The following is a 23,328-nucleotide window of genomic DNA, read 5'->3' as shown; positions in this document are numbered from 1 at the left end:
AGCCTTGTTGTTTTGTAGATTCGTTTTCCACCTTATATAGATCTGTATTTGATTTATTATCAATATTTCTATGTTGTAAAATAATGAAGCGTTGGTCTTTGGATTTGGATTTATTCTTTTCAGATGCTTTCAAAATCCACTATCGTAAGAGTTTTTTCATTATCCTACCTCTGACTGTGTTTAGGATATTCTCTTCGTTTATGACCAATATAAATAGTTCTTTCTACGTTCGTTTTGACACGACCATCTCTCTCCTAATTTTCATTCTCTTTTTCTCTTGGCTCTTTTACATCAAGCATTTGGAGCAGGTTTATCGTGATGAGCAGACCATTCAGAGACAGGAAGATGAAAATCGTTCCTTGCAAGGGATGGTGGACAAGCTAGGTCATCTCTATGATGAAGTGCGAGGTTTCCGTCATGATTTTGCAGGAATTGTCGCCAGCATGGAACCTGCCATAGCCAATCAAGACATGACTGAAGTTTCTACCATTTATCAAGATGTCTTTCTAAAGACCAATGAAAAGCTGAGGAAGGCGGATTACACGGCCTTTAATCTTCATAATATCCATGATATAGCCATTCGTAATACCTTGGCAAAAGCCATGATTGTGGCAGATAAGCAGGGAATTCATTTTAGTTTGGAGACGGTGGGGGTCGTAGAAGAACTAGCATTGCCGATGTTGGAGGCTATCCGTATCCTCTCTATCCTCACGACAAATGCCTTAGAGGCAGCCAGTGAGGCGGAAAATCCGCAGATTCGAGTTGCTTTATTGGCAGGCGATAGGAGTGTCCGTTTTATCATTGAAAACACTCGTAAGAAAGAAGAACTGAATCCCAGCATTCTCAGTCAAAAGGGTTACTCTACCAAGGGAAACCACAGTGGACTGGGCTTAGCAACCTTGGAGGATATGGTTTTTCATTATGATTTAAACTTAGATACCCAGCTAGGAGAGACGACCTTTAGACAAGATTTAGAATTGCCATTTAAGGATGAGAAACGAGGGGGAGAGGAATGAGAATTTTAGTTTTGGAAGACGATAAAGTCCAGCAAGGACGGATAGAGCAGACTTTACTAGATATTGGTCGCTCTCGTAATTTGAGATTGGAAATTGATATTGCCAAAAACTATGGAGATGTTGAAAAGTATTCTCAGTATTTTGACCATTACCAGCTCTATTTATTGGATTTAGAGATTGATGGAGAGCGTGAACGGGGCTTTCAGGTTGCTCAACAGGTTCGGGAGCGGGATCCTTTTACAAGTATTGTCTTTGTGTCCACACACTCGGAGGCTTTGCCACTAGCTTTTCGCTACCACTTGTCTGCCTTGGATTTTATTTCCAAGGATCAGCCAGAGGCGGACTACCGTCATCAGCTGGAGCGCTGTCTGGACTATGTACTGGCAGTGGACAAGAGGGAAAATATGCGTCTCTTTACCTATAGTTTTGAGGGGAGACGGGGCTTTACTCTACCCTACCATGAGATTTTAGCCTTTGAAACCTCAGTGGAATCTCATCGTATCAAGGTCTATTATGCCAATCATTCTATCAAGACCATTTATGGCAGTCTCAAGGATATTGCTGCCAAGGCTGAAAAAGATTACTTTGTCTATGCCAATCGCAATACGTTGGTTAGTTTACAGGCCATTGAAGAGATGACTGCGACAGAAGTGACCCTGTTAGAAGGCTTGCACTTCCCCGTATCACGAACAGCCAGAAGAACACTTAAAAAACATCTTAATGTCTAATATCTGTTAGACTTGGATGAGTTTATCAATAAGAATGTCGGAAAAATTTCTGATATTCTTATTTTTTTAGATTCTTTCTCGAATAGATAAGTAAGAGGAAACAGAAAGGAGCCTAGTTCATGTATCTACCAATTTTCTATCCATGGTTTACTAAATTATTTTTCAAATAAATTTAATTAGCTGTACATTTTTGAATTGTTTTTCGAATAGATAAATAAGAGGAAAAGGAAAGGAGTCTGGTTTATGTTTATATCAATGTTCTACCCATGGTTCACTGAGTTATTTTTTAAATAAATTTAATTTAGTTGTACATTTTAGAAAATTTTTTCGAATAAATAAGTGAGAAGAAAAAAGAAAGGAAGGAAAATAATGAAAGAACATTACTATGGATTTGTTGAGCTAACGTCGGAAGAATTGACCGATATTCAAGGTGGAGAAAATTGGACGAAGACCCTTGTAGATTGGTACATTGGATTTCGTAGAGGTTTTGGTTTTTAGGAGGATAAGATATGAATGAAATGAATGATAAGTATACTATTGAAGTATTAAAGGAAAGCGACTTAGCCTTGCTGGTGGGTGGTAGCAAGGAAAGTTATCAACGTGGTTTAATGGTGGGGTTAATTTTACGTCGTGCGTTATTTGGATTTTAAGATAAGATTTAGAGAGTAAAGTTTACCTACAACAATGAACAGAATATATGAAAAAGGAAAGATAAATAACTACCTTTTCAATCGTTAATAATCAAAAAAGGAGAATAAGATGGAACAAATTAAAAATATGGAAAATAGTTTTCATGTAATGAGTCATGAGGAATTGGCCGATGTAGAAGGAGGCTTGTTGCTTGGTTTAGTAGTAGTTGGAGGAGTCGCAATTGCAGGAACATTTTTATTGGGTGCTGTAGATGGTGCTTCAGGAGCACATGCTAAGCGTCGTGGACGTTAACAGGGAAGGAAGAGCGCTAATGGAACGCATAATAGAAAGTTGGATTACTAGGGTAGAGAATTTTTACAGTTTGCAGTCAATTCCTGTAAAAGTATTAATTTTCATAGTTGGAGTAGTTGGGGTTTATGCTTTAGGGACATTACTTTTAGGACCGATTTATTGGGCGGGGCAGAAGTTTGGCGAAATGGTTTACAATTATTTATTTTAATAAAAAATTATAGATAAAGAGGAACAGACATAATGAATATGATAAAAATTGAAGAAAAATTTACAAGTCTTACAGAAAAAGATTTAGCAACAGTAGAGGGCGGTCGAGTGTCATGGAGAGGTAATATTAACATCGATGTCCATAAAGTGATTGATAGTACGGGAAGATTTTTCGGTGGTATCTATAATGCTGGTAGAGCATTTGGGCGAAATGTTTACAATGCATTTTATTAATATAGTTTATTAAAATGAATATCATATATTATATTTTTGAATTCGTTTTCGAATAGACCATAATCTGATTGTAGTCAGAGAGGTATTTCTATGTTTTTAAAAAAAGAAGTGATATTATTAGGGGTATTGTTATCGCTACGTATTATTTTTACTATCGTTCAAATTTTAATTGATTATAAAATATTATCTGGACAGTATAGTGTAAATTTTATGGATATTTCAGAAGTATTTACTTATCCAATACTCATTTTAATCATTTACATAGCAATAAAATATAATACAAAGGAGTAATGACGAATATGAACTTAGAACAATTTTATCAATTATCTGACGATGAATTAGTGGGAACAAAAGGTGGTTTTGGTCTTGCGGAAGCAGTTGGAATTGCAGGACTACTGAATGCTGCTGTACAAATTTTTAATGCTGGTTACAAATTTGGTTCAGATTTTGCTCGTCGTGGGCGTTAGATAATGAATAATCGCGACCTTAATCTCAATACATTGTTACCTAAACTAGCTACGATATTTCCTTTGTTGGGAATAACTCTTAATGTTGCGCTTCATGTGATTCGTACAGGTTCGTTAGTATCCTTTAATTGGCAATGGACTTTGGTTGGTTTGCTTTTCTCAGCATATTTTGGTATTTTTCGCAAAGATTTGTCAAAAAATAATCAAAACTATAAATGAAGAACATGAATCAAAAGGATTTTGTGTATATGAATGGTAGCGTTTTTCCGCCACTCTTGTCAGGTAATTAGGAGTTTCTTATGAAAACATTTTTATTAGGTTTTGCTGAGGGTTATTTTACCGTATCACTCATTATCTACATCGCAACGTATTTGATTTTGAAAAATCCGATCAATACCCTATTTTATCCAGAAATTTACCCTGTTTTATTTGGGCTCTTTTATCTAGGATATAAGGTCAATAAAAAGCGAGTAGAGTAAACAGTTAAGAATGACTTGTTAGTCTGCGCTGAAAATAGCTAGGCTAGAATCTAAGAATGCATCACATCGGAGTTTAATATGAAATTCGTTAAATCAATACTGAAAGTTTGGCCTGAAATTATGGTATTACTTAGTTCAATGTCTTATATCATCATCAGATTAGTAGCTGATATGAATAAAGTATCTTTACCTACTTGGCTTGATAGTTTCAATATACCAACGATTGCATTATTTGTGATGGTATTCATTCTTTTATATAGAAGTAAAGAAAAAAAAGAATAGATAAATTTGAAGCAGTAGACGCTCTATAGGGAATAGGTGTCTTATAGTAACGAATCAAAAAACGGAGTAACTATGAATCGTAATTTAGAACGGTGTTATCTATTCTGACTATGAATAGATTATACCAGAGGTGGCTTAGAAATAGCAGGGACATTAAAAATTGAATTAACTTTAAATAGGATATCGTAAAGGTTACTATCAATGATTTATTTGTCCCAAGCTTGCCTAGGGTGACAGTAAAAAATCAACTTCCTTTCATACCATATTTTTAGTAGGTAGGACGTTTGTTCTGCCTATTTTTTTATCCGAAAAGTGCAGTTGGGAGGGAGATAGGCGCATTTGGGAAGGAAGTCCAGTTTTTGTTTGGGGATTGGGGTAAGATAGTTGTTATCAGATGAGTTTAGGAAAAGGAGATGAATATGAAATTTGGGAAACGTCACTATCGTCCGCAGGTGGATCAGATGGACTGCGGTGTAGCTTCATTAGCTATGGTTTTTGGCTACTATGGTAGCTATTATTCTTTGGCTCACTTGCGAGAATTGGCCAAGACGACCATGGATGGGACGACGGCTTTGGGCTTGGTCAAGGTGGCAGAGGAGATTGGCTTTGAGACACGAGCCATCAAGGCGGATATGACGCTCTTTGATTTGCCAGATTTGACTTTTCCTTTTGTTGCTCATGTGCTTAAGGAAGGGAAATTGCTCCACTACTATGTGGTGACTGGGCAGGATAAGGATAGCATTCATATTGCCGATCCAGATCCCGGGGTGAAGTTAACTAAACTGCCACGTGAGCGTTTTGCGGAAGAATGGACAGGGGTGACTCTTTTTATGGCACCTAGTCCAGACTACAAGCCTCATAAGGATCAAAAGAATGGTCTGCTTTCTTTTATCCCTATATTAGTGAAGCAGCGTGGCTTGATTGCTAATATCGTTTTGGCAACACTCTTGGTAACCTTGATTAACATTGTGGGTTCTTATTATCTGCAGTCTATCATTGATACCTATGTGCCAGATCAGATGCGTTCGACACTGGGGATTATTTCTATTGGGCTGGTGATTGTTTATATTCTCCAGCAAATCTTGTCTTACGCTCAGGAGTATCTCTTACTTGTTTTGGGGCAACGCTTGTCGATTGACGTGATTTTATCCTATATCAAACATGTTTTTCACCTGCCTATGTCCTTTTTTGCGACACGACGGACAGGGGAAATCGTGTCTCGTTTTACAGATGCTAACAGTATCATTGATGCGCTGGCTTCGACCATTCTTTCGATTTTCCTAGATGTGTCAACGGTTGTCATTATTTCACTTGTTTTATTTTCACAAAATACCAATCTCTTTTTCATGACCTTATTGGCGCTTCCTATTTACACAGTAATTATCTTTGCTTTTATGAAGCCGTTTGAGAAGATGAATCGGGATACCATGGAAGCCAATGCGGTTCTGTCTTCTTCTATCATCGAGGACATCAACGGTATTGAGACCATTAAGTCTTTGACCAGTGAAAGTCAGCGTTACCAAAAGATTGACAAGGAATTTGTGGATTATCTGAAAAAATCCTTTATCTATAGTCGGGCAGAGAGTCAGCAAAAGGCTCTGAAAAAAGTTGCCCATCTCTTGCTCAATGTCGGTATTCTCTGGATGGGGGCTGTTCTGGTCATGGATGGCAAGATAAGTTTGGGGCAGTTGATTACCTATAATACCTTGCTGGTTTACTTTACTAATCCTTTGGAAAATATCATCAATCTGCAAACCAAGCTTCAGACAGCGCAGGTTGCCAATAACCGTCTGAATGAAGTTTATCTAGTAGCTTCGGAGTTTGAGGAGAAGAAAACGGTTGAGGATTTGAGCTTGATGAAGGGAGATATGACCTTCAAGCAGGTTCATTACAAGTATGGCTATGGTCGAGATGTCTTGTCAGATATCAATTTGACCATTCCCCAAGGCTCTAAGGTGGCTTTTGTGGGGATTTCAGGGTCAGGTAAGACGACCTTGGCTAAGATGATGGTGAATTTTTACGACCCAAGTCAGGGAGAGATTAGTCTGGGTGGTGTCAATCTCAATCAGATTGATAAAAAGGCCCTGCGCCAGTATATCAACTATCTGCCTCAACAGCCCTATGTCTTTAACGGAACGATTTTGGAGAATCTTCTTTTGGGAGCCAAGGAGGGGACGACTCAGGAGGACATCTTGCGGGCGGTCGAGTTGACAGAGATTCGGGAGGACATTGAGCGCATGCCCCTGAATTACCAGACAGAATTGACTTCGGATGGGGCAGGAATCTCAGGTGGTCAACGTCAGAGAATTGCTCTAGCGCGTGCTCTCTTGACAGATGCGCCGGTCTTGATTTTGGATGAGGCAACTAGCAGTTTGGATATTCTGACAGAGAAGCGAATTGTCGATAATCTTATGGCTTTAGACAAGACCTTGATTTTCATTGCTCACCGCTTGACCATTGCTGAGCGGACAGAGAAGGTTGTTGTTTTGGATCAGGGCAAGATTGTTGAAGAAGGAAAGCATGCTGATTTGCTTGCACAGGGTGGATTTTATGCCCATTTGGTCAATAGCTAGAAAGAGGAGAGGATGAAACCAGAATTTTTAGAAAGTGCGGAGTTTTATAATCGTCGTTACCATAATTTTTCCAGTCGGGTTATTGTACCCATGTCCCTTCTACTTGTGTTTTTACTTGGCTTTGCAACTCTTGCAGAGAAGGAGATGAGCTTGTCTACTAGAGCTACTGTTGAGCCTAGTCGAATCCTTGCAAATATCCAGTCAACTAGCAACAATCGCATTCTTGTCAATCATTTGGAAGAAAATAAGCTGGTTAAGAAGGGAGATCTTCTGGTTCAATATCAGGAAGGGGCAGAGGGTGTCCAAGCGGAGTCTTATGTCAGTCAGTTGGACATGCTTAAGGATCAAAAAAAGCAATTGGAGTATTTGCAAAAGAGCCTGCAAGAAGGGACGGATTACTTTCCAGAGGAGGATAAGTTTGGCTACCAAGCCACCTTTCGCGACTACCTCAGCCAAGCAGGTAGTCTTAGGGCTAGTACATCGCAACAAAATGAGACCATCGCGTCCCAGAATGCAGCAGCTAGCCAAACCCAAGCCGAAATCGGCAATCTCATCAGCCAAACAGAGGCTAAAATTCGCGATTACCAGACAGCTAAGTCAGCTATTGAAATAGGCGCTTCCTTGGCCAGTCAGAATCTAGCCTACTCCCTCTACCAGTCCTACAAGTCTCAGGGTGAGGAAAATCCGCAAGCTAAAGCTCAGGCAGTTGCGCAGGTTGAAGCGCAGCTTTCTCAGTTAGAATCCAGTCTTGCTACTTACCGTGTCCAGTATGCAGGTTCAGGTACCCAGCAAGCCTATGCGTCAGGCTTAAGCAGTCAATTGGAGTCCCTTAAATCCCAACACTTAGCGAAGGTTGGTCAGGAATTGACCCTTCTAGACCAGAAAATCTTGGAGGTGGAGTCAGGTAAGAAGGTACAGGGAAATCTTTTAGACAAGGGGAAAATTACGGCAAGTGAGGATGGAGTGCTTCACCTTAATCCTGAGACCAGTGATTCTACCATGGTTGCAGAAGGTGCCCTACTAGCCCAACTTTATCCGTCCTTGGAAAAAGAAGGGAAAGCCAAACTAACAGCTTATCTTAGTTCAAAGGATGTAGGAAGAATCAAGGTCGGTGATTCTGTTCGCTATACGACGACTCATGATGCCAAGAATCAACTTTTCCTAGATTCTACTATTACAAGCATTGATTCGACAGCTACTAAGACTGAGAAAGGGAATTTCTTTAAAATTGAGGCGGAGACTAATCTAACTTCTGAGCAGGTTGCAAAACTTCGGTACGGGGTGGAAGGTCGCCTGCAGATGATTACGGGTAAGAAAAGTTATCTACGTTATTATTTGGATCAATTTTTGAACAAAGAGTAATGTTCGTGTTTTTAGAGTTAAATGATTTTAAAACTGTGAGAAAGATTCTTCTTGCAGTTTTTTCTTTACGATTTTTAATGTCGATACGTTATTTATTCGGTTAAATTCTTGTAATTTTAAGTTTTTTATGGTAGAATGTGCTCAAGTAATACGAAAGGCGAACTTTTAAATGTCAAAACAATTTATCTATTCGGGAAAAGCTAAAGATATCTATACAACTGAGGATGAAAATCTTATTATTTCAACTTACAAGGATCAGGCGACTGCTTTCAATGGTGTTAAGAAGGAGCAGATTGCAGGTAAGGGAGTCTTGAATAATCAGATTTCATCTTTTATTTTTGAGAAATTAAATGCGGTTGGTGTGGCGACTCACTTTGTGGAGAAACTTTCAGATACAGAACAACTCAATAAAAAGGTTAAGATTATTCCTCTGGAGGTCGTGCTTCGCAACTATACAGCTGGTTCCTTTTCAAAACGTTTTGGTGTGGATGAGGGAATCGCCTTGGAGACTCCGATTGTCGAATTTTACTATAAAAATGATGATTTGGATGATCCATTCATCAATGACGAGCATGTGAAATTCCTACAGATTGCGGATGACCAGCAGATTGCCTACTTGAAGGAAGAAACGCGTCGTATCAATGAACTCTTGAAAGCTTGGTTTGCTGAGATTGGGCTTAAGTTGATTGACTTTAAGCTAGAGTTCGGTTTTGATAAGGATGGCAAGATTATCTTGGCAGACGAATTTTCACCAGATAACTGCCGTTTGTGGGATGCGGATGGCAACCACATGGATAAGGATGTTTTCCGTAGAGGATTGGGAGAACTAACAGACGTTTACGAGATTGTTTGGGAAAAGTTGCAGGAATTGAAATAACAACCTCAAGGTCGTTGGGGATATTGCAAGAGCTGAAATAAAGGAATAAAGATTGATGGATAAACGTATTTTTGTTGAAAAAAAGGCTGATTTTCAGGTCAAGTCAGAGAGTTTGGTTAGAGAACTCAAGCATAACTTGGGACTGTCAAGTTTGAAAAGTATTCGCATCGTGCAAGTGTATGATGTATTTGATTTGGCAGAGGACTTGTTTGCGCCTGCAGAGAAACACATTTTCTCTGAGCAGGTGACAGACCATGTCTTGGACGAAGCTGCTGTACAGGCGGATCTGGCTAACTATGCTTTCTTTGCCATTGAAAGCCTGCCAGGTCAATTTGACCAGCGTGCAGCTTCTTCACAGGAAGCCTTGCTTTTGCTAGGAAGTTCGAGTGATGTAATAGTCAATACAGCCCAACTTTACTTGGTCAATAAAGATATTGATTCGACCGAATTAGAAGCAGTCAAAAACTACTTGCTCAATCCAGTTGATTCTCGTTTCAAGGACATCACGACAGGGATTTCCAAGCAGGAATTTTCTGAGTCAGACAAGACTATTCCGAAATTGACTTTCTTTGAAAGCTATACAGCAGAGGACTTTGCTCGCTACAAGGACGAGCAAGGGATGGCTATGGAAGTGGATGATTTGCTCTTTATCCAAGATTATTTCAAGTCAATTGGACGTGTGCCAACTGAGACGGAACTCAAGGTTTTGGACACTTACTGGTCTGACCACTGCCGTCACACGACTTTTGAGACTGAGTTGAAGCACATCGACTTTTCAGCTTCTAAATTCCAAAAGCAATTGCAGTCAACCTATGACAAGTATATTGCCATGCGTGATGAGTTGGGGCGTTCGGAAAAACCGCAAACCTTGATGGATATGGCGACTATTTTCGGTCGATATGAGCGTGCTAATGGGCGGTTGGACGATATGGAAGTGTCAGACGAGATTAACGCTTGCTCAGTAGAAATCGAAGTGGACGTTAATGGTGTGAAAGAACCATGGCTCCTCATGTTTAAAAACGAAACCCACAATCACCCAACTGAGATTGAGCCATTTGGTGGAGCTGCTACCTGTATTGGTGGAGCCATTCGTGACCCATTATCAGGACGTTCATACGTTTACCAAGCTATGCGTATCTCAGGTGCCGGTGATATTACAGCACCGATTTCGGAAACGCGTGCTGGGAAATTGCCACAACAGGTCATTTCTAAGACAGCTGCTCATGGTTATTCTTCTTACGGAAACCAGATTGGGCTTGCGACGACCTACGTTCGTGAGTACTTCCACCCAGGCTTTGTTGCTAAACGTATGGAGTTAGGTGCAGTTGTAGGTGCTGCTCCCAAGGGCAATGTCGTCCGAGAAAAACCAGAAGCGGGTGATGTCATTATCCTTCTTGGAGGTAAGACTGGACGTGATGGTGTCGGTGGTGCGACAGGCTCTTCTAAAGTTCAAACAGTTGAGTCTGTAGAGACTGCTGGTGCTGAGGTTCAAAAAGGGAATGCCATCGAAGAACGCAAGATTCAACGTCTGTTCCGTAATGGCGATGTGACTCGTCTTATCAAGAAGTCCAATGACTTTGGTGCTGGTGGTGTCTGTGTAGCTATCGGTGAATTGGCAGACGGTCTTGAAATCGACCTCAACAAGGTTCCTCTTAAATACCAAGGCTTGAATGGTACCGAAATTGCTATCTCTGAATCACAAGAACGGATGGCAGTTGTGGTTCGTCCTGAGGACGTAGATGATTTTGTTGTAGAATGTAACAAAGAAAATATTGATGCTGTTGTGGTGGCTACGGTGACTGAAAAACCAAATCTGGTTATGCACTGGAATGGTGAAACCATTGTCGACTTGGAACGTCGTTTCCTTGATACCAATGGTGTGCGCGTGGTCGTTGATGCAAAGGTGGTGGACAAGGATGTCAAACTCCCAGAAGAGCGCACAACAAGCGCTGACACACTTGAATTTGATACACATACGGTTCTATCTGACTTGAACCATGCGAGTCAAAAAGGCTTGCAGACTATCTTTGATTGCTCAGTCGGTCGTTCTACAGTCAACCATCCGCTTGGTGGTCGCTACCAACTCACACCGACTGAGGCTTCTGTGCAGAAATTGCCTGTACAACACGGTGTGACTCATACTGCCTCAGTCATGGCTCAAGGTTTCAACCCATATGTAGCTGAATGGTCTCCATACCACGGTGCTGCTTATGCGGTTATCGAAGCAACTGCTCGTTTGGTGGCTGCTGGCGCAAACTGGTCTAAGGCTCGTTTCTCTTACCAAGAGTATTTCGAGCGGATGGACAAACAAGCCGAGCGTTTTGGCCAGCCAGTAGCAGCTCTTCTAGGCTCTATCGAAGCACAGATTCAACTTGGTTTGCCATCTATCGGTGGTAAGGACTCTATGTCTGGTACTTTTGAAGAATTGACCGTTCCGCCAACCTTGGTTGCCTTTGGGGTGACGACGGCAGATAGCCGTAATGTGCTCTCTCCAGAATTTAAAGCTGCTGGAGAAAATATCTACTACATCCCAGGTCAAGCCCTCTCTACAGAGATTGATTTTGACTTGATTAAGTCTAATTTTGCTCAGTTTGAAGACATCCAAGCTGGTCACAAAGTGACATCTGCATCAGCTGTCAAATATGGTGGTGTGGTTGAAAGTTTGGCACTTGCTACTTTTGGAAATCATATCGGTGCAGAAGTAAGCTTGCCTGAACTTGAAACGGCTTTGACAGCTCAATTGGGTGGATTTGTCTTTACATCTCCTGAAGAAATTGCTGGAGTAGAGAAAATCGGTCAAACGAAAGCAGACTTTACACTAACTGTCAACGATGTGAAGCTAGATGGACAGAAACTTGACAGTGCTTTCCAAGGAAAACTGGAAGAAGTTTACCCAACAGAGTTTGACCAAGTCAAAGAACTGGCTGAAGTACCAGCTGTGGTATCAGATGTTGTGATTAAAGCCAAAGAAAAGGTTGAAAAACCTGTGGTTTACATCCCAGTCTTCCCAGGAACTAACTCAGAATATGACTCAGCTAAGGCTTTTGAAAAAGAAGGTGCAGAGGTCAACTTAGTGCCATTTGTGACCTTGAATGAAGAAGCCATTGTCAATTCAGTTGAAACTATGGTTGATAACATCGGCAAGGCTAATATCCTTTTCTTTGCAGGTGGTTTCTCAGCTGCGGACGAGCCAGATGGTTCCGCTAAGTTTATCGTCAATATCCTTCTCAATGAAAAAGTCCGTGTGGCTATTGATAGCTTTATCGTCCGTGGTGGCTTGATTATCGGTATCTGTAATGGATTCCAGGCCTTGGTCAAATCAGGTCTTCTTCCATACGGGAATTTCGAGGATGCTAATAATACTAGTCCAACCCTCTTCTACAATGATGCCAATCAACACGTGGCCAAGATGGTGGAAACCCGTATTGCCAATACCAACTCACCATGGTTAGCTGGTGTGCAAGTAGGCGATATCCACGCTATTCCTGTTTCGCATGGTGAAGGGAAGTTTGTCGTGACGGCTGAGGAATTCGCTGAGCTCCGTGACAATGGACAAATTTTCAGCCAATATGTTGACTTTAACGGCAAACCAAGTATGGATTCTAAGTACAATCCAAATGGTTCTGTCCATGCCATCGAAGGAATTACTAGCAAGAATGGCCAAATCATCGGTAAGATGGGCCACTCAGAACGTTATGAGGAAGGTCTTTTCCAAAATATCCCAGGCAATAAAGACCAGCACCTGTTTGCGTCAGCGGTTAAATACTTTACTGGAAAATAAGACTTGCAGATTTTCTAATAGATAGTATCAGTAATGTAAAAGTCATGTAGATTTATCTCTTGACGATTGCAAATGAAAATTAGGTATAAAAAATGACATACGAAGTAAAATCTCTTAATGAAGAATGTGGTGTTTTCGGTATCTGGGGACATCCAGATGCTGCTAAATTGACCTATTTTGGTCTCCACAGTCTTCAACACCGTGGTCAGGAGGGGGCAGGAATCCTCTCCAATGATCAGGGGCAATTGAAGCGCCATCGTGACATGGGGCTTTTATCAGAAGTGTTCAGAAATCCTGCTAATTTGGATAAATTGACAGGAACTGGTGCGATTGGTCACGTGCGTTATGCGACTGCTGGCGAAGCTTCTGTAGATAACATTCAGCCTTTCCTCTTCCGTTTTCACGATATGCAGTTTGGCTTGGCTCATAATGGGAATCTGACCAATGCGGCCTCTCTCAAGAAAGAATTGGAAGATAGAGGAGCCATTTTCAGTGCGACTTCGGACTCTGAAATCTTGGCTCACCTCATTCGTCGCAGTCACAATCCGAACTTGATGGGAAAAATCAAGGAAGCGCTCAGCCTTGTCAAAGGTGGTTTTGCTTATATCTTGCTGTTTGAGGATAAGTTGATTGCGGCTCTTGACCCAAATGGTTTCCGTCCACTTTCTATCGGGAAAATGGCTAATGGAGCGGTGGTTGTTTCCTCTGAAACTTGCGCTTTTGAAGTCATTGGTGCCGAGTGGATTCGTGATTTGAAACCAGGTGAGATTGTGATTATTGATGACAAGGGCATCCAGTATGATAGCTATACAGACGATACCCAGTTAGCAATCTGTTCTATGGAGTATATCTATTTTGCCCGCCCTGATTCTAATATCCACGGTGTCAATGTCCATACGGCACGTAAGAGAATGGGGGCTCAACTAGCGCGTGAATTCAAGCATGAGGCGGATATCGTGGTCGGTGTGCCCAATTCTTCCCTCAGCGCGGCTATGGGATTTGCGGAAGAATCTGGTTTGCCAAATGAAATGGGTCTTATCAAGAACCAATACACCCAACGTACCTTTATCCAACCGACTCAAGAATTGCGGGAGCAAGGGGTGCGTATGAAACTGTCTGCTGTTTCTGGTGTTGTAAAAGGCAAGCGTGTGGTTATGATTGATGACTCTATTGTACGTGGAACAACCTCTCGTCGTATCGTTCAGCTCTTGAAAGAAGCGGGTGCAACTGAAGTTCACGTTGCCATTGGTAGTCCAGCGCTAGCTTATCCATGTTTCTATGGGATTGATATCCAAACCCGTCAGGAGTTGATTGCAGCCAATCATACGGTCGAAGAAACGCGTCAGATCATTGGAGCTGACAGCCTGACTTACCTCTCTGTTGAAGGTTTGATTGATTCGATTGGGATTGAAACAGATGCGCCAAATGGTGGTCTCTGTGTCGCTTACTTTGACGGTGACTACCCAACACCTCTCTACGACTACGAAGAAGACTATCGTAGAAGTTTGGAAGAAAAGACAAGTTTTTACAAGTGAGTTACTGAGATTCTCCATAAAAGAAAAGGAATAAATAAATGACAAAAAATGCGTACGCCCAATCGGGTGTGGATGTTGAAGCGGGTTATGAAGTTGTTGAACGAATCAAAAAGCACGTGGCTCGTACGGAGCGTGCAGGTGTCATGGGAGCGCTGGGCGGTTTTGGTGGTATGTTTGACCTTTCAAAGACTGGGGTTAAAGAACCCGTCTTGATTTCAGGAACTGACGGTGTCGGAACCAAGCTCATGTTGGCTATCAAATACGACAAGCACGATACTATTGGTCAGGACTGTGTGGCCATGTGTGTCAATGATATCATCGCTGCAGGTGCGGAGCCCCTCTATTTCCTTGACTACGTCGCAACTGGCAAGAATGAACCAGCTAAGCTAGAACAAGTGGTTGCTGGTGTTGCAGAAGGCTGTGTGCAGGCAGGCGCTGCCCTCATTGGTGGGGAAACGGCTGAAATGCCTGGCATGTACGGCGAAGATGACTATGATTTGGCTGGTTTTGCGGTCGGGGTGGCTGAAAAATCTCAAATCATTGACGGTTCAAAGGTGGCAGAGGGAGATGTTCTTCTCGGACTTGCTTCAAGTGGGATTCATTCCAATGGTTACTCCCTCGTCCGTCGTGTCTTTGCGGACTACACAGGTGAGGAAGTCCTGCCAGAATTGGAAGGCAAGAAACTCAAGGAAGTTTTGCTTGAGCCGACTCGTATCTATGTCAAGGCTGTCTTGCCCCTCATCAAGGAAGGCTTGGTCAACGGCATTGCCCATATCACAGGTGGTGGCTTTATTGAGAATGTCCCTCGTATGTTTGCAGCTGATTTAGCAGCTGAGATTGAGGAAGACAAGGTTCCAGTGCTTCCAATTTTCAAAGCCCTTGAAAAATACGGTCAGATCAAACACGAAGAAATGTTTGAAATCTTCAATATGGGTGTGGGGCTTATGCTGGCAGTTAGCCCTGAAAATGTAAGTCATGTCAAGGAATTGTTGGATGAACCAGTTTATGAAATTGGTCGCATCGTCAAGAAAGAAAACGAAAGTGTCATTATCAAATGAAAAAAATAGCGGTTTTTGCTTCTGGTAATGGCTCAAATTTTCAGATGATTGCCGAAGAATTTCCAGTGGAGTTTGTCTTTTCAGACAATCGTGATGCCTATGTACTCGAGCGTGCAGACAAGCTCGGCGTTCTGTCCTATGCTTTTGAACTCAAGGAGTTTGAGAGCAAGGCAGACTACGAAGCGGCCCTTGTCGAACTCTTGGAAGAACACCAGATTGACTTGGTTTGTCTAGCAGGCTACATGAAAATCGTTGGGCCAACCTTATTGGCGGCTTATGAAGGACGAATTATCAACATTCACCCAGCCTACCTGCCAGAATTTCCAGGAGCTCATGGGATTGAGGATGCTTGGAATGCTGGTGTTGCTGAGAGTGGTGTTACCATTCACTGGGTGGACTCTGGAGTGGATACAGGCAAGGTTATCAAACAAGTACGTGTACTGCGACTAGCTGATGATACCATTGACAATTTTGAAACTCGGATTCATGAGGCGGAGTACAAGTTGTATCCAGAGGTCATTAGAGAATTGTTGGACAAGTAAATGAAAAAATGGTTGGAAACACTTGCCTTGATTACCTTGGCAATTATTCTACGTTTACTAGTAAATTTTTTCTTCCCAGAGATTCCTTATTGGGGGAGATTTTTACTGACAGTAATTTTGGGAGTCTTGGTAATCGTCTCCCTACACTTTATGAATCGAAAAATGCGTAGGTAGAGAGTTTGAAAATGAAAGGAAAAAAGATGACTAAACGCGCTTTAATCAGCGTCTCAGACAAAGTGGGCATTGTTGAATTTGCCCAAGAACTCAAAAAACTTGGTTGGGAGATTATCTCGACGGGTGGGACCAAGGTTGCCCTTGATAATGCTGGGGTGAGCACCAGTGCCATTGATGATTCATATGATATCTTTGATTTTAAATTGGAGTCAGTATTTGTTGAAGACGGCTTCAAACGGAGGTATCGGGTGTGGACACTGGTAAGATCATCAAACAAGTTCGTGTGCCGCGGCTGGCTGATGATACCATAGAGAGTTTTGAAACTCGGATTCATGAGGCAGAGTACAAGTTGTATCCAGAGGTCATTAGAGAATTGTTGGACAAGTAAATGAAAAAATGGTTGGAAACACTTGCCTTGATTACCTTGGCAATCATTCTACGTTTACTAGTAAATTTTTTCTTCCCAGAGATTCCTTATTGGGGAGATTTTTACTGACAGTAATTTTGGGAGTCTTGGTAATCGTCTCCCTATACTTTATGAATCGAAAAATTCGTAGGTAGAGAGTTTGAAAATGAAAGGAAAAAACATGACTAAACGCGCCTTAATCAGCGTCTCATACAAAGCGGGCATTGTTGAATTTGCCCAAGAACTTAAAAAACTTGGTTGGGATATTATCTCGACAGGTGGGACAAAGGTTGCCCTTGATAATGCTGGGGTAGACACCATTGCGATTGGTGATGTGACTGGTTTTCCAGAGATGATGGACGGTCGTGTCAAGACCCTTCACCCAAATATCCATGGTGGGCTCCTTGCTCGTCGTGATTTGGATAGTCACTTGGAAGCAGCCAAGGAGAACCAAATTGAGCTTATCGACCTTGTAGTGGTCAATCTTTACCCATTTAAGGAAACCATCCTCAAACCAGATGTGACGTACGCTGACGCAGTTGAAAATATCGATATCGGTGGGCCATCTATGCTTCGCTCAGCAGCGAAGAACCACGCCAGCGTGACAGTTGTGGTAGACCCTGCTGACTATACAGTGGTTTTGGGAGAGTTGTCAGCCAATGGTGAAACGACTTACGAAACGCGTCAACGTTTGGCAGCCAAAGTTTTCCGTCACACAGCGGCTTATGATGCCTTGATTGCAGAGTATTTCACTACTCAAGTGGGGGAAAGCAAACCTGAAAAGCTGACCTTGACTTATGACCTCAAGGAAGCCATGCGCTATGGGGAAAATCCTCAGCAGGATGCAGACTTCTATCAAAAGGCTTTGCCAACAGACTACTCAATTGCATCAGCCAAACAGCTCAACGGTAAGGAATTATCCTTTAACAATATCCGTGATGCGGATGCTGCCATTCGTATCATCCGTGACTTCAAAGACCGTCCAACCGTTGTGGCTCTCAAACACATGAATCCATGCGGTATCGGTCAGGCTGATGACATTGAGACTGCTTGGGACTACGCTTATGAGTCTGACCCAGTGTCTATCTTTGGTGGTATCGTTGTTCTCAACCATGAGGTGGATGCTGCGACAGCTGAGAAGATGCACGGCGTTTTCCTTGAAATCATTATCGCACCAAGCTATACGGATGAAGCGCTAGCCATTTTGACCAACAAAAAGAAAAACTTGCGTATCCTTGCCTTGCCATTTGACGCACAAGACGCTAGCGAAGTGGAAGCAGAATACACAGGCGTAGTAGGTGGACTTCTGGTGCAAAACCAAGACGTGGTCAAGGAAAGCCCAGCTGACTGGCAAGTGGTGACCAAACGCCAACCAACAGAGACAGAAGCAACCGCCCTCGAGTTTGCTTGGAAGGCTATTAAATACGTCAAATCAAACGGAATCATTGTAACCAACGACCACATGACACTGGGTGTTGGTCCAGGTCAGACTAACCGTGTGGCTTCTGTTCGCATCGCTATTGACCAAGCTAAAGACCGTCTGGACGGCGCTGTGCTTGCTTCGGATGCCTTCTTCCCATTTGCGGATAATGTGGAAGAAATCGCCAAAGCAGGTATTAAAGCCATCATCCAGCCAGGGGGCTCAGTTCGTGACCAAGAGTCTATCGAAGCAGCAGATAAATATGGCTTGACTATGGTCTTTACAGGCGTGAGACATTTTAGACATTAAGAACGTTAAAGGGAAGAGAACAGTTTCTTTCCTTTTTTTGATTAAAAGGCAGAACGAAACGAGATTAAAACGAACGTTTATGTTATAATATTAGTAAATAATTCGCAAAAGAGGTTGAGAAATGAAACTGCTTGTTGTCGGTTCGGGTGGTCGTGAGCATGCGATTGCTAAAAAGTTACTTGAATCAAAAGACGTTGAAAAAGTCTTTGTAGCTCCTGGGAATGACGGTATGACTCTTGATAGTTTGGAATTGGTAAATATCTATATTTCCGAACATTCTAAATTGATTGAGTTTGCAAAAGCCAACGATATTACTTGGACCTTTATAGGGCCAGATGACGCCCTTGCGGCTGGTATCGTAGATGATTTCCATGCAGCTGGTCTCAAAGCCTTTGGTCCGACAAGATTGGCAGCAGAGCTGGAGTGGTCCAAGGATTTTGCCAAGGAAATCATGGTCAAATACGGCGTTCCGACAGCAACCTATGGCACATTCTCAGATTTCGAGGAAGCCAAGGCCTATATCGAAAAGCAGGGTGCGCCTATCGTCGTCAAGGCGGATGGCTTGGCGCTTGGGAAGGGTGTCGTCGTTGCTGAGACGGTTGAGCAAGCGGTCGAAGCCGCTCACGAGATGCTTTTGGACAATAAATTTGGTGACTCAGGTGCGCGTGTGGTTATTGAGGAATTCCTTGAAGGAGAGGAATTTTCACTCTTTGCCTTTGTCAATGGTGATAAGTTCTACATCATGCCAACAGCTCAGGACCACAAACGTGCTTATAATGGCGATAAGGGACCTAACACAGGCGGTATGGGAGCTTATGCACCAGTTCCTCACTTACCACAGAGCGTAGTTGTCACAGCGATTGACACTATTATCAAACCAGTCCTTGAAGGAATGATCAAAGAAGGCCGTCCGTATCTTGGTGTCCTTTACGCAGGGCTTATCTTGACAGCGGATGGACCTAAGGTCATCGAGTTTAATGCTCGCTTTGGAGATCCAGAAACTCAGATTATCTTGCCTCGTCTGACCTCTGATTTTGCACAAAATATTACTGATATTTTGGAAGGTAAAGAACCAGCTATTACTTGGACGGACAAGGGTGTGACTCTGGGTGTGGTTGTCGCATCCAACGGTTACCCGCTAGAATATGAAAAAGGTGTCAAGTTGCCAGCTAAAACCGATGGCGACATTATCACCTACTATGCAGGTGCTAAGTTTGCGGAAAATAGCAGAGAACTGCTCTCAAACGGTGGACGTGTCTATATGCTCGTCACCACCGCAGATACCGTCGAAGACGGACAAAACATTATTTACAGTGAACTCGCCCAACAAAACACAGAAGGCCTCTTTTACCGAACCGATATCGGAAGTAAGGCAATTAAGTAAAGATATAAGAATAACGCGACGAAGTCGCCAAATACGATAATGGTCGCATAACTTGCGAGCGTTAGCGAGCTAATATAGAACAATCACCGCCGTTGTCAAAGAACGATTGGATGATAATCCAATCGTTCAGGGAAATTGGAAGACCTTGGGCTTCCGATTTAGGCATGAGACACCTTTGGTGGCTGCTGCCGTCCCTCACAACTTAAGGTGATTGAAAAAAGAAGAAAAGGAAAAATTATGACTAAACCAGTAATTTCCATCATCATGGGCTCCAAATCCGACTGGGCAACCATGCAAAAAACATCCGAAGTCCTAGACCGTTTCGGAGTTCTTTACGAAAAGAAAGTTGTTTCTGCCCACCGTACACCAGACCTCATGTTCAAGCATGCTGAAGAAGCACGTAGCCGTGGGATCAAGGTCATTATTGCAGGTGCTGGAGGCGCAGCCCATTTGCCAGGAATGGTAGCTGCCAAAACAACCCTTCCTGTCATCGGCGTACCTGTTAAATCACGTGCTCTTAGTGGCGTGGACTCGCTCTATTCTATCGTTCAGATGCCGGGTGGTGTGCCTGTTGCGACAATGGCTATCGGTGAAGCTGGTGCGACAAATGCGGCTCTCTTTGCCCTCCGTCTTCTTTCAGTAGAGGATCAGGCTATCGCGACAGCTTTGGCAGATTTCGCAGAAGAACAAGGAAAAATCGCAGAGGAGTCGACAAATGAGCTCATCTAAAACAATCGGAATTATCGGTGGTGGTCAGCTGGGACAGATGATGGCCATTTCTGCTATTTACATGGGGCACAAGATTATCGCGCTGGATCCAGCGGCGGATTGTCCAGCCTCTCGTGTAGCGGAAATCATCGTGGCTCCTTATAATGATGTGGATGCCCTCCGTCAGTTGGCTGAGCGTTGCGATGTCCTTACCTATGAGTTTGAAAATGTCGATGCTGACGGTTTGGATGCTGTCATCAAGGATGGGCAGCTCCCTCAAGGAACCGACCTGCTTCGCATCTCCCAAAATCGGATTTTTGAAAAGGACTTTCTCTCAAACAAGGCCCAAGTCACTGTAGCACCTTACAAGGTTGTGACCTCAAGCCAAGACTTGGCAGATATGGACCTGTTGAAAAACTATGTCCTCAAGACTGCTACAGGTGGCTATGATGGGCATGGACAAAAGGTCATTCGCTCGGAAGCAGACTTGGAAGAAGCCTATGCGTTAGCTGACTCAGCAGCCTGCGTTTTAGAGGAATTTGTCAACTTTGACCTTGAGATTTCTGTCATCGTGTCTGGTAATGGTAAGGACGTGACGGTTTTCCCAGTTCAGGAAAATGTCCACCGTAACAACATTCTATCTAAGACCATTGTTCCAGCTCGAATTTCTGAGAGTTTAGCAGACAAGGCCAAAGCCATGGCAGTGCGAATCGCAGAACAACTGAACTTGTCTGGAACACTTTGTGTGGAAATGTTTGCGACTGCTGATGACATCATTGTCAATGAAATTGCGCCACGTCCACACAATTCTGGTCACTACTCGATTGAAGCCTGTGATTTCTCTCAATTTGATACCCACATTTTAGGCGTTCTGGGAGCACCATTGCCAGACATCAAACTACATGCGACAGCTGTCATGCTCAATGTCCTCGGCCAACACGTCGAGGTTGCTGAAAAATATGTCACAGAAAATCCAAGCGCCCACCTCCACATGTATGGTAAAATAGAGGCGAAGCACAACCGCAAGATGGGGCATGTGACTTTGTTTAGTGATGCGCCGGATGAGGTTGTAGGATTTTAGGAGAGAATCGTATGGAATACTATGAATTTAAAGAAGATATAATAGATCAAGATTTCAATTTTTATTTTGATACTAGCGCTTTACTCTCTTTGTATCGAAAACAAAAAGAATTAGTTGAGTATTTTGATGAGAATATTCGAAATGTTAACAATGATATCCGAATTCCTTCGACTGTACAAAAAGAATATAATAGAAATGTATCAAGTGCTAAAATTCATTTAAAAAATGAATTAATTAAAAATACAAAAAAATTCCAGAAAAATATTTTTGACAAGGTAAATCAGAGTTTAACCCAAATTTCTGATCTTCTTTCAAATAGTGATTCAACTGATTTAGATACATTTGTGAAGTTGCAGGATGATTCGATCGAAAAGTTATCAATACTTAATGATTTTATCAAAAAACTAGAAATATCTGAAAACGTGGAAAAAATAGATAAAGTTTCAGAGCTTATGGATAATTTTTTAATGTTATCAGACAACTTACTTCCGGCAATATCGATGGTGGAGCAAATAAAATTGATGAACGAGGGTTATACTAGAGCTAAACATCATTTTCCTCCGGGTTATATGGATATGAAGGATAAATATCATGGTTTAAAAAAAGAAGCTTTAAAAAAAGAGTCATGGTCAAAAGAAGCCGGAAGAACTTATAAGATATCTGGGCGATTACTTTATTTGGGCAGAGATAATAAAAGATATTTTGAATAAAGAAAAGAATGCACTGTTTATTACCTCGGATTTAAAAGAAGATTGGTGGGAGATACCGAAAAAAGATTATGATTTGGTATCATATGAAGCTAGAAAGGAATTGGTTCAAGAATTCAATGAATTAACTGGCAAGAGGATAAGATTCATTCCATTTGATTTATTTGTTAGCTTTCTAGAGAGTTATAATAACCAAGAATCTTTGTACAATTATTTGTTCCAAAATATAGCTGAAATAGAGTCGATGGTCTCAGATCAAGTTTTGAGATTTGTTGGGGAAAATGAGAAGCATATTATATCGTGCGATGATATTATTTGGAATTCAGATGTAACAAAAGGATACGTTTCATATGATTATGTAATAGATGTTACAGACAAAGAAATAATTTCGGTGGAAATTAATTCTTTTGATGAGGACGACAATGGAGGCTTCTCTGTAGAACTTATTGTTAGTGTTAATATATATGGATATTTTAATGTTTCTTCTGGACTGGAGGGTGAAACTTATCATTATGTAGAAGGTGATTTCACTAAAGAGGATATTCTTATTCATGTAACAATTAACTTTTCTTCGAAGCAAGTGACTGATTTAAAAAATATTATGATAAATTCTGACTTGGACGATTTCGATAGAATAGTTAAGGAAGCAGAAGTAAGGGAAATAGATTTAATTGATAGTGGTATTATTGACCTAGATCATGATGACCCTGATGAAAGTGCCTTATTAGATTATTATCAATGGGAATGGGATAGAGATGAGGAGCGGTTTGCAAAATGGTAAATTTATAAAAAGCAAAGATTGTCTAACAAATTGAACAATTATTACGAAGCAAATCATTGTCAATTCTTTTGTTGAGGAAGAGAAGATTAGAGTTGTCTTAGAGGTCTTATGTTCAAGTGTAGACTATGAAAAGGTATAAGCTAAATATGATGAACTAGTAGTTCAGAGTCTAAAAAACTATTCAGTTATTTAAAATGTACCTTTAGATATGAGATATGGATTTGAGTACACTAGATTACTATCCATCTGTATTTATTGGGAAAGAAGAATTTTAG

27 protein-coding genes and 3 pseudogenes are annotated in these 23,328 nt (G+C 41.8%); all 30 read left to right on the top strand.

What is annotated here, in order from left to right; all coding sequences use genetic code 11:
- Window positions 1–200: 200 nt before the first annotated feature.
- The 30 genes and pseudogenes from FJR77_RS10365 (at window position 201) to FJR77_RS07660 (ending at window position 23,328) form a co-directional block, all read left to right on the top strand.
- Window positions 201–1,016, top strand: a complete 816-nt coding sequence (locus tag FJR77_RS10365) for a GHKL domain-containing protein (RefSeq protein ID WP_235888725.1) — start codon at window positions 201–203, stop codon at window positions 1,014–1,016.
- Complete coding sequence (locus tag FJR77_RS07795; RefSeq protein WP_140834201.1) at window positions 1,013–1,744, top strand: response regulator transcription factor; 732 nt, start codon at window positions 1,013–1,015, stop codon at window positions 1,742–1,744. The genes FJR77_RS10365 and FJR77_RS07795 overlap by 4 nt, the downstream gene beginning before the upstream one ends.
- Window positions 1,745–2,113: 369 nt before the next feature.
- On the top strand, window positions 2,114–2,242 hold the full coding sequence (locus FJR77_RS07790; RefSeq protein ID WP_000658221.1) for a smi_0059.1 family bacteriocin-like peptide: 129 nt from the start codon (window positions 2,114–2,116) through the stop codon (window positions 2,240–2,242).
- A gap of 11 nt (window positions 2,243–2,253) precedes the next feature.
- Entirely contained in the window at window positions 2,254–2,394 is a 141-nt protein-coding gene (locus FJR77_RS07785) for a hypothetical protein (RefSeq protein WP_181146624.1), read from the top strand.
- 109 nt (window positions 2,395–2,503) lie between these two features.
- Window positions 2,504–2,686, top strand: coding sequence for a class IIb bacteriocin, lactobin A/cerein 7B family (locus FJR77_RS07780; protein WP_140834202.1), 183 nt, complete (start codon window positions 2,504–2,506; stop codon window positions 2,684–2,686).
- A gap of 19 nt (window positions 2,687–2,705) precedes the next feature.
- Window positions 2,706–2,894 (top strand): hypothetical protein, encoded by a 189-nt coding sequence (locus FJR77_RS07775; RefSeq protein ID WP_140834203.1) that lies wholly within the window; start codon window positions 2,706–2,708, stop codon window positions 2,892–2,894.
- A gap of 32 nt (window positions 2,895–2,926) precedes the next feature.
- Window positions 2,927–3,127 (top strand): SPPN_00645 family bacteriocin-like peptide, encoded by a 201-nt coding sequence (locus tag FJR77_RS07770; protein ID WP_049512841.1) that lies wholly within the window; start codon window positions 2,927–2,929, stop codon window positions 3,125–3,127.
- Window positions 3,128–3,217: 90 nt separating this feature from the next.
- A complete protein-coding gene (locus tag FJR77_RS07765) occupies window positions 3,218–3,418 on the top strand; it encodes a hypothetical protein (RefSeq protein WP_023940558.1) in 201 nt (66 codons plus the stop codon).
- 8 nt (window positions 3,419–3,426) lie between these two features.
- Window positions 3,427–3,594, top strand: a complete 168-nt coding sequence (locus tag FJR77_RS07760; RefSeq protein WP_078353132.1) for a class IIb bacteriocin, lactobin A/cerein 7B family — start codon at window positions 3,427–3,429, stop codon at window positions 3,592–3,594.
- Window positions 3,595–3,597: 3 nt separating this feature from the next.
- A complete protein-coding gene (locus tag FJR77_RS10360) occupies window positions 3,598–3,813 on the top strand; it encodes a bacteriocin immunity protein (RefSeq protein ID WP_078353051.1) in 216 nt (71 codons plus the stop codon).
- Window positions 3,814–3,893: 80 nt separating this feature from the next.
- Window positions 3,894–4,073, top strand: a complete 180-nt coding sequence (locus FJR77_RS07750) for a hypothetical protein (RefSeq protein ID WP_033679470.1) — start codon at window positions 3,894–3,896, stop codon at window positions 4,071–4,073.
- Between the two features lie 78 nt (window positions 4,074–4,151).
- Entirely contained in the window at window positions 4,152–4,355 is a 204-nt protein-coding gene (locus FJR77_RS07745) for a bacteriocin immunity protein (protein WP_140834204.1), read from the top strand.
- Window positions 4,356–4,774: 419 nt separating this feature from the next.
- The gene (gene comA / locus FJR77_RS07740; protein WP_140834205.1) at window positions 4,775–6,928 is read left to right on the top strand and encodes a peptide cleavage/export ABC transporter ComA; all 2,154 of its coding nucleotides are present in this window, start codon (window positions 4,775–4,777) and stop codon (window positions 6,926–6,928) included.
- Between the two features lie 12 nt (window positions 6,929–6,940).
- Window positions 6,941–8,290: a competence pheromone export protein ComB gene (gene comB, locus FJR77_RS07735; protein WP_140834206.1), complete on the top strand. Its 1,350-nt coding sequence runs from the start codon at window positions 6,941–6,943 to the stop codon at window positions 8,288–8,290.
- Between the two features lie 169 nt (window positions 8,291–8,459).
- Entirely contained in the window at window positions 8,460–9,167 is a 708-nt protein-coding gene (gene purC, locus FJR77_RS07730) for a phosphoribosylaminoimidazolesuccinocarboxamide synthase (RefSeq protein WP_140834208.1), read from the top strand.
- Window positions 9,168–9,222: 55 nt separating this feature from the next.
- A complete protein-coding gene (locus tag FJR77_RS07725) occupies window positions 9,223–12,948 on the top strand; it encodes a phosphoribosylformylglycinamidine synthase (protein ID WP_140860103.1) in 3,726 nt (1,241 codons plus the stop codon).
- Between the two features lie 92 nt (window positions 12,949–13,040).
- Window positions 13,041–14,483, top strand: a complete 1,443-nt coding sequence (purF, locus tag FJR77_RS07720) for an amidophosphoribosyltransferase (RefSeq protein WP_140834211.1) — start codon at window positions 13,041–13,043, stop codon at window positions 14,481–14,483.
- Between the two features lie 38 nt (window positions 14,484–14,521).
- Window positions 14,522–15,541 carry a phosphoribosylformylglycinamidine cyclo-ligase gene (gene purM, locus FJR77_RS07715; RefSeq protein ID WP_140834212.1) on the top strand — a complete coding sequence of 340 codons (1,020 nt, stop codon included), beginning with the start codon at window positions 14,522–14,524 and terminating at the stop codon, window positions 15,539–15,541.
- The gene (purN, locus tag FJR77_RS07710) at window positions 15,538–16,083 is read left to right on the top strand and encodes a phosphoribosylglycinamide formyltransferase (protein ID WP_140834213.1); all 546 of its coding nucleotides are present in this window, start codon (window positions 15,538–15,540) and stop codon (window positions 16,081–16,083) included. Before purM ends, purN begins: the two co-directional genes overlap by 4 nt.
- Window positions 16,084–16,257: a hypothetical protein gene (locus FJR77_RS10175; protein ID WP_181146625.1), complete on the top strand. Its 174-nt coding sequence runs from the start codon at window positions 16,084–16,086 to the stop codon at window positions 16,255–16,257.
- A gap of 26 nt (window positions 16,258–16,283) precedes the next feature.
- Window positions 16,284–16,436 (top strand): annotated as a pseudogene (locus FJR77_RS07705) (bifunctional phosphoribosylaminoimidazolecarboxamide formyltransferase/IMP cyclohydrolase); the annotation flags it as partial.
- Window positions 16,437–16,501: 65 nt separating this feature from the next.
- Window positions 16,502–16,645, top strand: a pseudogene (locus FJR77_RS07700) (formyltransferase family protein); the annotation flags it as partial.
- A gap of 199 nt (window positions 16,646–16,844) precedes the next feature.
- A complete protein-coding gene (gene purH / locus FJR77_RS07695; protein WP_140834216.1) occupies window positions 16,845–18,392 on the top strand; it encodes a bifunctional phosphoribosylaminoimidazolecarboxamide formyltransferase/IMP cyclohydrolase in 1,548 nt (515 codons plus the stop codon).
- 121 nt (window positions 18,393–18,513) lie between these two features.
- A complete protein-coding gene (purD, locus tag FJR77_RS07690) occupies window positions 18,514–19,776 on the top strand; it encodes a phosphoribosylamine--glycine ligase (RefSeq protein ID WP_140834217.1) in 1,263 nt (420 codons plus the stop codon).
- Between the two features lie 82 nt (window positions 19,777–19,858).
- Window positions 19,859–19,987, top strand: coding sequence for a phosphoribosylaminoimidazole carboxylase (locus FJR77_RS10355; protein WP_140834259.1), 129 nt, complete (start codon window positions 19,859–19,861; stop codon window positions 19,985–19,987).
- Window positions 19,988–20,013: 26 nt separating this feature from the next.
- Window positions 20,014–20,505 carry a 5-(carboxyamino)imidazole ribonucleotide mutase gene (gene purE, locus FJR77_RS07680; RefSeq protein ID WP_140834218.1) on the top strand — a complete coding sequence of 164 codons (492 nt, stop codon included), beginning with the start codon at window positions 20,014–20,016 and terminating at the stop codon, window positions 20,503–20,505.
- A complete protein-coding gene (gene purK / locus FJR77_RS07675; protein ID WP_140834220.1) occupies window positions 20,492–21,565 on the top strand; it encodes a 5-(carboxyamino)imidazole ribonucleotide synthase in 1,074 nt (357 codons plus the stop codon). Before purE ends, purK begins: the two co-directional genes overlap by 14 nt.
- An 11-nt stretch (window positions 21,566–21,576) precedes the next feature.
- Complete coding sequence (locus FJR77_RS07670) at window positions 21,577–22,275, top strand: PIN-like domain-containing protein (RefSeq protein WP_140834222.1); 699 nt, start codon at window positions 21,577–21,579, stop codon at window positions 22,273–22,275.
- Entirely contained in the window at window positions 22,268–23,053 is a 786-nt protein-coding gene (locus FJR77_RS07665) for a hypothetical protein (protein ID WP_140834224.1), read from the top strand. The genes FJR77_RS07670 and FJR77_RS07665 overlap by 8 nt, the downstream gene beginning before the upstream one ends.
- 40 nt (window positions 23,054–23,093) lie before the next feature.
- Window positions 23,094–23,328, top strand: a pseudogene (locus FJR77_RS07660) (phosphoribosylaminoimidazole carboxylase).

This window comes from Streptococcus shenyangsis, from assembly GCF_006385785.1.
Lineage (GTDB): Bacteria > Bacillota > Bacilli > Lactobacillales > Streptococcaceae > Streptococcus > Streptococcus shenyangsis.
Note: the sequence above shows the minus strand (reverse complement) of the source record. Positions and strands in the feature narration are given on the sequence as shown.